The organism is Soonwooa buanensis (genome assembly GCF_900167905.1).
Classification (GTDB): domain Bacteria; phylum Bacteroidota; class Bacteroidia; order Flavobacteriales; family Weeksellaceae; genus Soonwooa; species Soonwooa buanensis.
The window spans coordinates 1-12,673 of the sequence record NZ_FUYZ01000015.1 but is presented as its reverse complement, the minus strand read 5'-3'; the positions used below and the strand labels follow the sequence as shown (position 1 = coordinate 12,673).

Below are 12,673 nucleotides of genomic sequence, written 5' to 3'. Positions count from 1 at the left end.
TTTCAATTTTATTTAAAAGTAAATTATTTCGCTTCGAAATAAACTCTTCTGTTAGCTCTGTTTTTCCATTCTGGACACTTAGTAGCTGGTTCACATTCTGGATAAAGAAGGTCTTTTTCTCCTCTACCAACAGATTGTAACTTCCCTGCATTTGCTCCATTTTTAATTAGGAAATTTTTCACATTACCTGCTCTTCTCTCAGAAAGTTTTTGATTATATGCATCAGTACCTCTAGTATCTGTCGCCCCTATAATAAGGTAAGAACCTCCAGATTGATTAATAGTTCTGATCGCATTTTCAAGAATTGGCGTATTACCAGATAGAATTTTGTCAGAATTAAGATTAAACTCAATACCTTTTAAGTCTAAAACAGTCTCAGAAACGCCATCATTGTTGTTATGCTTAATCGACTCTATTGGACAACCATTGTTTTCTACAGGACCAGGAACCGTTACACACTTATCGTAAAGGTCAATTACACCATCTAGATCAGCATCTAATGCTACACCAGAACCGTCAACTCTTGCACCTGCTGGTGTATCAAGCTGTCTATCCCAATCGTCACAAACACCATCGTTATCAGCATCTCCTTTTTTACAAACTTCAACATCGTCAGTTTTGTCAGCAAGAACGTCTAACTTATAATAGATCTCTTGTAATGGATCATGCCAGAATAAATGCGATTGATGTTTTCCAATATTATAAGTTACACCAAGTGCAGCTGTTAACATATTGTCAGATATCTTATTTGTAGTATGTTGATATTGATTAATCGCACCATCAAATGTATTATCATTTGTCACAACATACATTGCACGAGCTTCCAAATCCCAAGATTCTGCCATTCTGTATTTAACCCCTGTACCAAACTGCGCGAACAAAGAACCTAATTTAAAAGGCTTTACCTCTGTAGCTAAGCTTTGATTATAGGGCTTACCAGGCTCTTGTAAGTAGGCACGATATGCCAAAGTACCAGCTCCAACATAACCATGTAATGCCCATCTAAAGTTAGATTTATTATCTACTCTTCGTAACAAGTTAGAGATATTAACATCAGCTAGTAATGAAATTGCATCATATTGTGTACGAGCAGCTTTAACATTATCTAAATGATCTTTAGTACTAGCAAAACCTTGTCTAGTTTCTCCCTTGTCATATTGTAACTTTAACCCAAAAGCATGTGTAATAGCTTTATCAACACTGAAGTAAGCTGAATAGCCAAACAATGTTTTACCAGCACCATTGTTAATAGAGGTAATATTACCTGTTTGGATTAGTGCAGTACCAACACCAGCAGAAACCGCCCAGTCATCAAATCTTTTAGAATCCTGAGTAAATGGTTGATAAGCTTCCGTACTAATACTGTCTTTTTGTTGCGCATTAAAACAAGCTGGTGCAAACAAGCCTGTCATAACAACTAATGTGAATATACTTCTTTTCATAATTTGTATTTTTTACTTTGATATAAAATAAACGCGACGATTCGCTTCGTTTTTCCACTCTTCGCAGTTGCTGGCAGGATCACATTCTGGATACTTAAGATCAGACTTTCCGCGACCTTCTGCTTGAAGCATAGTTGCTGGCACGCCTTTCTTAACTAAATAGGAGACAACTGCAGCAGCTCTATTTTTAGATAACTTTAGATTAAGTGGTACAGATCCTCTTGCATCAGTAGCCCCAACAACCAAAAACTGTTGTCCTTGCACACTTTTCAGAACATCTGCAGCATTATCCAAAATACCATATGAAGTTTTTCTAATGATTGCTTTATTTAACTCAAATTCAACACCTTGTAAAGATTTATTAATTTCATCTACTACATTATTGGATACAGCGGGTGTTGTTGTAACGATAGGACAACCATTATTTTCGATTGGCCCTGGCTCTGTTACACACTTATCGTATAAATCGATAACACCATCCAAATCAAGATCTAAAGCTACACCAGCCCCATCAACTCTTGCGCCAGCAGGAGTATCAAGCTGTCTATCCCAATCATCGCAAACACCATCATTATCATTATCGCCTTTCTCACAAACTGTAAAATCTTTGACACGATTTTCTAGACTACTTGTTTTAGCATAAACATCTTGTAATGGGTCAAACCAAGCTAGATGTGTTCTGTTACTTTTTCCTAATTTGAAACTTAAACCTAAGTTAACTGTAAAATCATTATCCGATCTACTAGGATGTAATTGCATATATGCCGCTGGTGCAAAATTGGGGTCGTAAGCATTACCTCCTTGCTTCCCTGAACCATCAAAAGCATCATCACCAGAAAATACATACATAGCACGCATTTCTATATCAATAAGTCTTGATAACTTGTATTTTAAACCAAGACCTGTCGTCCAATATACAGAACCTTGATCTAGGTCTTGATGAATATATGCAGGATAACGTTTATACATGCCCTCATCTTGCATACTTGTAGTAAACCCTTGAATACCTGCGCCTCCGTAAGCATGTAATGCCCACTTAAACTCAGACTTGTTATCAACTCTTCTCATTAGGTTAGACAAGTTAACGTCTCCTAAGATTGCAATTTGATCATACTTTGTATAGGCACTCGCAACGCCCCATTCGGGTCTAGCCATAGCTTTTTGCTTTGTTTCTCCACGAGAATAGATCAGACTAAATCCAAATGTGTGATTAATTTGTTTATCAACACTTATATATCCGTTCCAACCCCAGTTAACTTTTCCGTCATAAAATGAAGTAAGGTCTCCTGATTGCAAAAAAGCAGCTCCACCTCCTAAAGAGACAGACCAGTCTTTGAATAGGCGACTTTCATTATTAAACTTTTTAGTCTCATTAGAACCAGATCCGTATGGATTAGAATTCTGCGCAAAAATTAATGCTGGTAAGGCTGCGGCCAAAAGAATTAATTTTTTTTTCATATTGTGTTTTGTTATGTTACTATCTCAGCTATCAACTGTTTTGAAAAATCTCTTTCATAAACATGCTTTATATGAGGAATCGACAAATTTTCACATTCGAAAAAAATATTGTCATAAAAAACGATGTCAATATCTATTTCTCGATCCTTATATTCCCCAAAAAAACGGCTATCTTGTATCCTTCCCATCTCAATTTCTATCGCTTTCATAGATTTCAATAGCTTAAAAGGAGATAAAGATGTGTTGATTCTCAATGCAATATTACAAAAATTATTACTACTGTCAAATTCTATTGGTGATGTTTCCATGATTTTTGACATATTAACAATTGTACATCCAGAATTAACAATTTTACTTATAGCATTCTCAATCTGTATTTTAGGATTATTTTTATTACTACCGAGTAACAAAACGGCAACATGTTGCGACATATTATCAAATATTAATTATTTATGAAATCTTTTTTCAAGTATGTACTAGCAAATATAGTTGCTTTTGTAATCTTAGTAGCTATCTTCATAGGAGGATTTGTCTTCTTCGCTATTATGGGCGCTTTCATGGATAGTAGTGGATCTGTTAAGAAAAACTCTATTCTTACCTTAGATCTAAAAACTAAAGTTATCGAAAGTCCTAGTGACGAGCAGTTTTCGATTTTCGATTTTAAACAAGAAGGGAAAACCATCACCAGTCTTGACCTTCAAAAATCTATTATCAATGCTAAAACCGATAATAACATTAAAGGTATTAGTTTAGAACTTGATGATTTTTCTGCTGGTAACACACAGTTAGAAAGCATTCGTCAGGCTTTAATCGATTTTAAGAAAAGTGGAAAATTCGTTTACGCTTATGGTAATAATGTTTCGCAAGCTGCTTATTATATAGGATCTGTAGCGGATCAATTCTATCTTAACCCAACTGGCGGTATCGAGCTAAAAGGTCTTTCTGCGGAAGTTGCGTTCTTCAAAGATTTTGCTGATAAATATGGTATTAACATCCAAGTTATTCGTCACGGAAAATTCAAAGCGGCGGTTGAGCCTTTTATGTTAAACAAAATTTCTCCTGAAAACGAAGAACAACTTTCTACACTTCTTAATGACGTTTGGTCAAGAAATTCTTCTCAGATTGCACAATCTAGAAAAATAAATCCAGCGGAGTTTAAAACAATTACAGACAGCTTGTACAGTTTTATCCCAGAAAATAATATCAAATACAAGTTAGCTGATAAATTGATCCAGAAATCTGAGTACGATAATATTCTTCGTCAAAAAATCGGTATTAAAAAAGAGGATAAACTTAGTAAAATTTCGTTCCCGAAATATTTCGGAACTATCGATCCAGACTCAGAAGATGATAAAGTGGCTGTGTTGTATGCAAGTGGCGAAATCAACTCAGGTAAAGGAACAAATGGTATCTATTCTGAAACTTTGATTAAAGAAATTAAAAAAGTAAAAGAAGACAAAAAAGTAAAAGCTGTTGTACTAAGAGTTAACTCACCTGGTGGAAGCGCAAATGCTTCTGACGAAATCCTTTTTGAGCTAGAACAACTTAAAAAAGAAAAACCACTTGTAGTGTCTTTCGGAGATTATGCGGCGTCTGGCGGTTATTACATCGCAATGGCAGCGGACAAAATCTACTCAGAGCCTAACACTATTACAGGATCTATCGGCGTATTTGGACTAATGACTTATTACAAAGACATCGCAAACAAAAACGGAATCCGTAGCGACGTGGTCCAAACCAACAGCAATTCTAATATGTATTCGGCATTGCAAGGACCAACGTCTGGCACGCTTAACATGATGCAAAAAAGTGTTGAAGGGACTTACAAACGTTTTGTACATTTTGTAACGACCAATCGTAAAAAATCTTTCGAGCAAATTGATGCCATCGGCGGTGGACGCGTTTGGTCTGGGACAAGAGCTAAAGAACTTGGTTTGGTTGACGAACTTGGCGGTATTAATCAAGCTATTGCTGATGCTGCGAAGCGTGCAAAACTTTCTAAATACAGTCTAAAAACTTATCCTGCAAAATCTAACCCTTTCGAAGAAATGTTTGGAAGTATGGATGAAGAAGAAATTTCTGCAAAAATGTTAAAATCTAAACTTGGTGAAAGTAACTATAAAATCTTCCAACAATTGACAGATACAAAACTACAAAATGGCGTAATGATGAGAATGCCTTATATTTTGGAAGTAAAATAAAATACGGAACTAAATTATATTGTTAAAAAAAGCCTGACATTCTTCGGAGTGTCAGGCTTTTGATATATTATTAAATATCTTCTTAACTGAATTTAATATTTAAGAAAATTTAAAACTTATAAGCAATATTCCAGCTAAATCCGAATCCGAATTTCCCAGAGCTACGTCCAAATCCAGGAACAATCATGGGCATAATACCTTCCTGTTTTGTTGTATATAGCAAATATTTTGGTTGAACATTAACATCGATAAAAAAATTGGAATCAAACAATTGCACGCGTCCGCCCAAAACTGCTTCTATCCAATAAGAAGATTGTGAAGATTCGGGTAAAGATTGTGTACCGTCTGCGCCGCCGCCCGTTGCACGAACAGGGATTGCAAAATATTCTTGATTATAAAATGTACCAGCTAATTTTCCGCCTCCATAAAAGCCGTTGTAAGGATTTTCTTTATCCATAGACAACATGTAGAAGCTCCCAAGTTTGAAGAAAGTTCCGCTTGCTTTCGCATCGTAACCATTCTTTTGGTAGATATTTTTATCAATACCGACATCAGCAACAAGATGCATCTTTTTAGTTAATCTTGTAGAAATTGTCCCTTGGAAAAGCTTTCTGTCCGAAAATGCGCTAACACCAGCATTAAGAACATCAAATCCTACAAGGAAATTAGGCTCGTACTTCCAAGATTTTTTGATCGTATCAGCAGGTTTTTTTTGTCCAAAAGCAACTAAAGACAGACTAAAACAAAAGATAGAAATGAGTTTTGTTTTCATCAACAATTTCGGTTTGGTTAGATTGAACTTTTTTAACTGGTGTCGGTTTTACTAAATCATAAGTCACATCTTTGTAACTCAATTTATAACCACAAGCTGGCGATACATAGGCCGATTGCGTTTTGTAATTAATATTAACAATCGAAGTATCTCCTTTTATCCTTGTTTTAAAATATAATTTGGTCGCCGTACTATTGTCTACACGCAAAGGTATCAGCAACGAATCGACCATAGAACGCTTTGTTAAATCTTTGATTTTTCCATTGCCGTAATCAACGCTCACATATAACGTATCGACGGTCAAAAGCTTGTCGTTAATTTCTGTTTTAAATTTTACCTTCACACGAGACGTCGCTTCCCCACTTACGCAGATGTCGTCATCGCCACCGCAAGAGATAAGTGCTAAAGTAAAACCAACAGTTAATAATTTCAGAAAACGTCTCATGATTTTGGATCTAAAGTTTTTTCAATTCTAAAAATTAAATCTTGATAATGGTATTTGCTCGATTGATCACCAGCTTTAAGTTTTGACGTTAACCTGGATTTAAGATCGGATAATCTTCCACGTACAAAAGCTGTAATATCGGTTTGATCATTGTTTCTGTTGTCCACCAATTTGGATAAACTCGACACATAATTTCGTTGCAAATTACGGCTATAAATATCATCATTATTTTTGAAAACCACATTTTCTAAATCTGATAAATAATCTATCACCGAATAATTTGCGCCTCCGACAGCTTCCATTTGATACATATTCTGTAAAACCATCGGACTCAAAATTCTGTTAAACACAGTATTCTGCAAATCTTCAACAGTCTTTACAGGCATTTTTCCTGTTTTTTCGTAGATTGATTTGTTTAACAACCAATTTGGTGTTTGGAAGACATTTTTATCTAAAAAGCTAAGTGCTTCTTTTTGATCTTTTTTAGAAACTGTTTCGAAAATAACACCAGTTTGTTCTGCTGTTTTTGGCGTCACATAACGTCCACCAATATATTTGGAAACGTGACCAATATAACGTTTGAATTGTCCAGTCACTTGATCGTACATCATCCCAAGATTTGTAAAATCTTCGTTAGGAGTTGCTGTCCATTGTTCTAGATTTTCAACAATTCTTTTAAGATTTTTAAGTCCGTACTCGCTAGCCAACATTGCATTATCTCCCAAAGCTTCACTTTGCAATCTCGGATCAAAAGTATCAGACTCGGTCCCGAATAACAATCTTGGATTTTTAGTTTTATCAATAACCCATTGGTTAAGTTTTGACTTTTCAGAATCTGGTGTTTTTAAATCAAAAAAACGTCTATAACCCCATTCGATTGCCCAATTGTCATAATCACCAATTCTTGGATAGATACCTTTTTCGGTGATGTTATCTTCTGGTTGCGCAACATAATTAAAACGTGCATAATCCATAATCGAAGGTGTATGTCCGTTTTCGTCCAACCATTTTTTATCTCTAAGTTTCTCAACAGGCACCGTTGCACTCGATATAAAATTATGACGTAATCCCAACGTGTGACCAACCTCGTGAGAAGACACAAAACGAATCAACTCGCCCATTAATTTGTCATCAAATTCCATTTTTCGAGCTTTAGGATCGATAGGTGAAGCTTGTACAAAATACCAATTTCTCAACAACAACATCACGTTATGATACCAATTGATGTGACTTTCCAAAATCTCTCCAGTTCTAGGATCCGATATTGAAGGTCCAGAAGCATTTGGTACATCTGATGGTTTGTAAACAATCGCCGAAAAACGTGCATCTTCTAGACTCCATTCTGGATCAGTTTTCGCATTTGGGATTTTAGCAACAATCGCATTTTTGAAACCAGCTTTCTCGAAGGCTTTTTGCCAATCGTTAACACCGTCCATCAAATAAGGAACCCATTTTGGCGGCGTCGCTGGATCGATATAAAAAACAATCGGCTTTGCAGGCTCTACCAATTCGCCTCTATTATATTTTTCAACATCTTGAGGTTTTGGTTCGAGACGCCATCTTTTGATAAGGTTAACACGTTTTACACCTTGAGGATCCAAATCAAAATCGGTATAACCAACAGTGAAATATCCAACTCGTGGATCAAAATAACGCGCTTGCATTTTGTCTTCTGGCAACAATACAAAAGAAGAATTAATCTCTACTGTATAATTTCCGCTAACTTTTGGGACAATAGCTCCAGGAACTGGCGTTGCTGCACGACCTGTCGTTTTAGAAAAAGTTTTGGTGGTGTTAATCTCGACATTCGTCGGGAAAGACTTCACATAATTAACGAAAGACATATTCTTCTGGAAAGCTCCAACTTTGAAATTATCCTTTACCGTCGCACCAAAAGATACCATTTCGTTATCTGCATTTAGAACGTCTGTTACGTCGATAACAGAAGATTTATTTCCTTTTCCGTAAGCTTTAACATCGAAAGACATCATAATCTCTTGGACATTATTCCTAACAACCGATTGGTACATTTGCGATGTCGAATCTGCAGCATAATCTACATAAGAAACCGAACGCAAAAGGATTTTGTCTTTTGGACCTTTTTCAAAACGAATGACTTTTTGACCAATTTGATCGCCGGCATAACCTGTTGTCCCAGATCGCATACCAGCGGCAGATTTAGTCAATCTCGTTACCATCAAAAATTCTTTATTTAGAACATTATCTGGTAACTCGAAGAAGTATTTATCATTAATTTTATGAACATCAATAACACCGTTGTCGGTCACCGCTTTATCAGTAATTACATCTTTATAAGGTTTAACCACTGCTTTTTTGTCTTTATCAGCGTCCGTTTTAGTTGCTGCTGGCGTTTCTTTTTTAACAGCTGTCGAATCGGTCTGTGCCGTTCCTGTTTGATAAAAAAATAAAATAGCGGTCGAAATAATTAATGTTCTAAAATTCTTCATATACAATCTTCGTTTTAATTAAGAGTTTGTTTAAAAATATTAAACCACAAAAGTATAGTATTTAACGACAATCGATAAAGTTCAAAAAAAATAAAGCTTTATACTTTGCATTTTTTGCTCTTTTAAAATTGTGCCTTACTTTTCCTTTTGTGGCCAAATTGATTAATTTTTAAAATTAAACAGACTCTAAGTAATCTTATTTAAAATTATTTTTTCTTCTTCGTCAAAAGTGCAATATTCTCAACATGATGTGTTTGCGGAAACATATCAACTGGCAAGATTTTCACCAAGTCGTAATCTTCCTTCATCAAAGCAATATCACGAGCTTGCGTTGCCGAATTACAGCTAACATACACCACTTTTTCTGGCGAAAGTTTGAGAATCTGCTCCACAACTTTTGGATGCATCCCATCGCGTGGTGGATCGGTTACCAAGACATCAGCTTTTGGGTGTTGTGACAAAAACTCTTCTGTGAAAACCTCTTTCATATCGCCACAATAGAAAGTACAATTGTCTAGACCGTTTAATACTGCATGTTCTTCAGCTGCGTCGATGGCTTCTTGTACAGCTTCGATGCCGATAACATGTTTTGCAGTTCTAGCGATATATTGCGCGATAGTTCCTGTTCCTGTGTAAAGGTCGTACACCACTTCGTCACCCGTTAATCCAGCAAATTCTAAAGTTTTTCGGTAAAGATTTAATGCTTGTTTATAATTGGTTTGAAAAAATGATTTTGGCCCAATCTTAAACTTAAGTCCATCCATTTCTTCATACAAAAATCCATCACCAAAATACGTCTGAATATCTAAATCGTAAACACTGTCATTTCCTTTCGAATTAATTGCAAAAAGCAAAGTTTTAATTTGAGGAAATTCTTTTAAAACAGCATCAAGAAGCAATTTTCTTTTATCTTCATCTTCTTTAAACAATTGGAATAATAACATCCATTCGCCTTTAGAATTTTGACGAAGCATAAAAGTTCTCAAAAAACCTTCCTGATTTCGAACATCAAAAAACTCAAGGCCATTTTCAACGGCAAAATGTTTTACGAAAAGACGCATCGCATTCGACGGATCTTCTTGTAAAAAACATTCTTTAAGATCAAGAATCTTGCTCCATTGTCCAGGAATATGAAAACCTAAAGCATCTTTGCTATTAAGTTCAACATCACTTTTTATTTCTTCTGGTGTCAACCAACGCGCATTGGAAAACGAAAACTCCATCTTGTTACGATAAAGGAATTGTTCTTCCGCACCTAAAATTGGCTCACAAACAAAATCGTTGAAACCACCAATTCTCTTGATGTTGTTAAGAACTTCACTTTCTTTAAAATAAAGTTGTTTTTCGTAAGACATATTTTGCCATTTGCAGCCACCACAATACCCGAAATGGATACATTTTGGTTCGACACGATCAGGCGACATTTCCAAAATCTCAATCGCTTGACCTTCGTAATAACTACTTTTTGACTTTTTAACTTGTACATTAACAAGATCTCCAGGTACGGCTCCGCTTACAAAAATGGTTTTGCCGTCCTCTGCTTTAGCAACAGAAACTCCTTTCGCACCGGCAGAAAGGAGTCTGATATTTTCTAAAATTAAATTCTTTTTTTTCTTCATTAAGAATAAATTTCTATCTATTTAGTTTGTGGTTGCGCTGCTTCTGGTTGAGGCGCTGGCGCAGTTTGCTGTCCATTCCAATCTGGAGCAACTTGTGCTTCAGGCGCAGCTGGTGCAGCAATACCTGTTAATTTACTTAACATTTCGATGAATTTTTGCTCACCAAGATTATAGTAAGTTGGACCTGCAATTTTACCATCTTTATCAAGCAATGTAAATCCAGGAATTTTGAATCCAAACACTGAATAATCTTTAGCAAATTTTGAATTAAGACCGCCTTCAGCATATACATTAACGCCAGAAATACCTTTCATCAAAGTTGGATAAGTTTTATCAAATTGCGCTTTAGTATCATCAAGATTTACTAAAACAATATTCATTTTTGATTTGTAATATTCAACAACTTCTTTTAGAACTGGGATTGTGCTTTGTGCGATATAAGGATTCCAAGAAGCATAAGTTACAACCAAAGTTGGTTTTCCTTTAAAGTCCGCAAGCGTCGTAGATTTACCATCAGTTTTTAACAAAGCACTAGCAGGTGCATCTGTCCCTTTTTTAAGACCATATACTGCATCGAATGCGGCTTTCAAATCTTTTTTAACTTCAGCATTTTTAATATTGTCATCAGCAACTTTAATGATAGCTTCTGTGTTATCAGCAAACGGATTAAGATCAAATTTAGAAATAACAAAAGCCAACAAATAGTCTTTAGTGTCTTGAGAATATTCTGATTTTCCCTTTAAATATTTAGCAAAAATAGAAGACATCGACGCTGTATTCTTATCGCTTTGTGCCAATGCAAACTTCTGGAAATCGTTACCAATTTTGTTTAACAAATAGTTACGGTACAACGGTAAGTTTTTAATCATCTTATCGCCATCAGCTTCCAAAGACTTAGTATAATCTTTAAATGCTGTAGACACTTTAAAGTTTGGTTGTTGTACAGCTTCACCATGATTAGCCTCATATTGACTAAGGAAAGTCAAAATATGAGTTTTAAGTTCATCTTTCTTAAGCGTTACAACATCAGAATCAGCTTTTGTTTTAGACGCAGCATCATCGATATTTTTAGTCAAATCATCATTAATTTTTTTAACTTGAGTTAAGAATGATTTTTCATCTTTAGAAATAATGCTCATATCTAATTTTCCAAGATATTGCTCCATGTAAGCCTGAGTTTCTTTCAAGAAATCATTATTAGCTTTAGCATCTCCTTGGATTGTAAACACGTTCGGGAAAGACATCGCATCTCCCGAAATATTAAGAGACTGTCCTTTTTTAAGATAAACGAACGCCATTTGACCAGCATAAGTCATTGCGTACATTCCGTTCTTTGGAGCTTCAAATTCTCCAGTAAAATTACCCTTAGCATCAACACCCATATTAATTAATGGCAAAGTCGCAACCCCCGAAGCATCGATAAATTCTACACGTTCCAAAGGCGAACCATTTTTGATAACACCGCTAACTTTCACTTTCTTAGAACAAGAAACCGCGAACAATGCAATCATACATAAGAACAAAATTCTTTTCATAACTTGATTAAAATATTTGATTGCAAAAATATGCTTATTTAAAAGAAAAAAAAATAAAAAAGCTGATTTTCACAAATATTAACAACATTTACATCAAAAACTAATTTTAATAAAAACTAAAATTGCCACTAAATGAAAACCTGAAAAATACTAACGTCAAAATCTACGGACTCTATATGAACTAAATAGTATATTATTAGTAGCTTTTTCCCGCTTTCACTACTCGCTTTTTTGTGCTTGGCTTTTGCCCATTACTTACAAAAAGAGCTTCAAACCTAACGAAGTGGTTCGACGAAGTCAAACATGCCGTTCAATCGGGGCTAGGCTCTTTTAGTTAGGAGTTATGAGTTATGAATAATGAGTTGAGATCTTAGGTTTCAGGTTTCAGGATTCAGATTTTAGTGTCTGGTGTTTAGTGTTTAAGTTATAGAATAAACCTATGAGAGAAGTTGGAATTGGAGTTGTAGCTTAATGCTTATTGCTTACTGCCTACAGCTTATTGCTTAAAGCTAATAACCACAATACGATTACTAAAACCTACGACCTACGACCTAACTCCTATAGGAATAAAACAAAAAAAGCTCATCAACACTAGTTGATGAGCTTTAAAAAAACTGGCGGCGACCTACTCTCCCGCGTTAGCAGTACCATCGGCGCTAGAGGGCTTAACTTCTGTGTTCGGAATGGGAACAGGTGAGCCCCTCTGCTAAAACCACCCTAAATATTGTATTTT

General features: G+C 35.5%; 9 protein-coding genes and 1 rRNA gene. 1 reads left to right on the top strand and 9 read right to left on the bottom strand.

Annotated elements, in window-relative coordinates:
* Nucleotides 1-23: 23 nt before the first annotated feature.
* From B5X62_RS14775 to folK, 3 genes are read right to left on the bottom strand one after another with little or no spacing between them, the layout of a single operon-like run.
* Nucleotides 24-1,442, bottom strand: a complete 1,419-nt coding sequence (locus B5X62_RS14775) for an OmpA family protein (RefSeq protein WP_079668257.1) — start codon at nt 1,440-1,442, stop codon at nt 24-26.
* A gap of 12 nt (nt 1,443-1,454) precedes the next feature.
* Complete coding sequence (locus B5X62_RS14770) at nt 1,455-2,900, bottom strand: OmpA family protein (RefSeq protein ID WP_079668256.1); 1,446 nt, start codon at nt 2,898-2,900, stop codon at nt 1,455-1,457.
* 11 nt (nt 2,901-2,911) lie between these two features.
* Complete coding sequence (folK, locus tag B5X62_RS14765; RefSeq protein ID WP_079668255.1) at nt 2,912-3,331, bottom strand: 2-amino-4-hydroxy-6-hydroxymethyldihydropteridine diphosphokinase; 420 nt, start codon at nt 3,329-3,331, stop codon at nt 2,912-2,914.
* A 21-nt stretch (nt 3,332-3,352) separates the two neighbouring features.
* Between folK and sppA the strand changes: the two genes are divergently transcribed.
* Nucleotides 3,353-5,101 carry a signal peptide peptidase SppA gene (gene sppA, locus B5X62_RS14760; protein ID WP_079668254.1) on the top strand — a complete coding sequence of 583 codons (1,749 nt, stop codon included), beginning with the start codon at nt 3,353-3,355 and terminating at the stop codon, nt 5,099-5,101.
* A 109-nt stretch (nt 5,102-5,210) separates the two neighbouring features.
* Here the strand turns inward: sppA and B5X62_RS14755 are convergent, their stop codons facing one another.
* From B5X62_RS14755 to rrf, 6 genes are all read right to left on the bottom strand, one after another.
* Nucleotides 5,211-5,873, bottom strand: a complete 663-nt coding sequence (locus tag B5X62_RS14755; RefSeq protein WP_079668253.1) for a DUF6048 family protein — start codon at nt 5,871-5,873, stop codon at nt 5,211-5,213.
* Nucleotides 5,839-6,318 carry a DUF6452 family protein gene (locus B5X62_RS14750; RefSeq protein ID WP_079668252.1) on the bottom strand — a complete coding sequence of 160 codons (480 nt, stop codon included), beginning with the start codon at nt 6,316-6,318 and terminating at the stop codon, nt 5,839-5,841. The genes B5X62_RS14755 and B5X62_RS14750 overlap by 35 nt, the downstream gene beginning before the upstream one ends.
* Nucleotides 6,315-8,786, bottom strand: coding sequence for a zinc-dependent metalloprotease (locus B5X62_RS14745; RefSeq protein ID WP_079668251.1), 2,472 nt, complete (start codon nt 8,784-8,786; stop codon nt 6,315-6,317). The genes B5X62_RS14750 and B5X62_RS14745 overlap by 4 nt, the downstream gene beginning before the upstream one ends.
* 206 nt (nt 8,787-8,992) lie before the next feature.
* Complete coding sequence (gene rlmD / locus B5X62_RS14740) at nt 8,993-10,405, bottom strand: 23S rRNA (uracil(1939)-C(5))-methyltransferase RlmD (RefSeq protein WP_079668250.1); 1,413 nt, start codon at nt 10,403-10,405, stop codon at nt 8,993-8,995.
* Between the two features lie 17 nt (nt 10,406-10,422).
* On the bottom strand, nt 10,423-11,940 hold the full coding sequence (locus B5X62_RS14735) for a TlpA family protein disulfide reductase (RefSeq protein ID WP_079668249.1): 1,518 nt from the start codon (nt 11,938-11,940) through the stop codon (nt 10,423-10,425).
* 612 nt (nt 11,941-12,552) lie between these two features.
* A 5S ribosomal RNA gene (gene rrf, locus B5X62_RS14730) occupies nt 12,553-12,660 on the bottom strand.
* Nucleotides 12,661-12,673: the final 13 nt, after the last annotated feature.

Coding starts and splice junctions, on each gene's coding strand:
- B5X62_RS14775 (WP_079668257.1), bottom strand. CDS start 1,442: ATGAAAAGAAGTATATTCACATTAGTTGTTATGACAGGCTTGTTTGCA.
- B5X62_RS14770 (WP_079668256.1), bottom strand. CDS start 2,900: ATGAAAAAAAAATTAATTCTTTTGGCCGCAGCCTTACCAGCATTAATT.
- folK (WP_079668255.1), bottom strand. CDS start 3,331: ATGTCGCAACATGTTGCCGTTTTGTTACTCGGTAGTAATAAAAATAAT.
- sppA (WP_079668254.1), top strand. CDS start 3,353: ATGAAATCTTTTTTCAAGTATGTACTAGCAAATATAGTTGCTTTTGTA.
- B5X62_RS14755 (WP_079668253.1), bottom strand. CDS start 5,873: ATGAAAACAAAACTCATTTCTATCTTTTGTTTTAGTCTGTCTTTAGTT.
- B5X62_RS14750 (WP_079668252.1), bottom strand. CDS start 6,318: ATGAGACGTTTTCTGAAATTATTAACTGTTGGTTTTACTTTAGCACTT.
- B5X62_RS14745 (WP_079668251.1), bottom strand. CDS start 8,786: ATGAAGAATTTTAGAACATTAATTATTTCGACCGCTATTTTATTTTTT.
- rlmD (WP_079668250.1), bottom strand. CDS start 10,405: ATGAAGAAAAAAAAGAATTTAATTTTAGAAAATATCAGACTCCTTTCT.
- B5X62_RS14735 (WP_079668249.1), bottom strand. CDS start 11,940: ATGAAAAGAATTTTGTTCTTATGTATGATTGCATTGTTCGCGGTTTCT.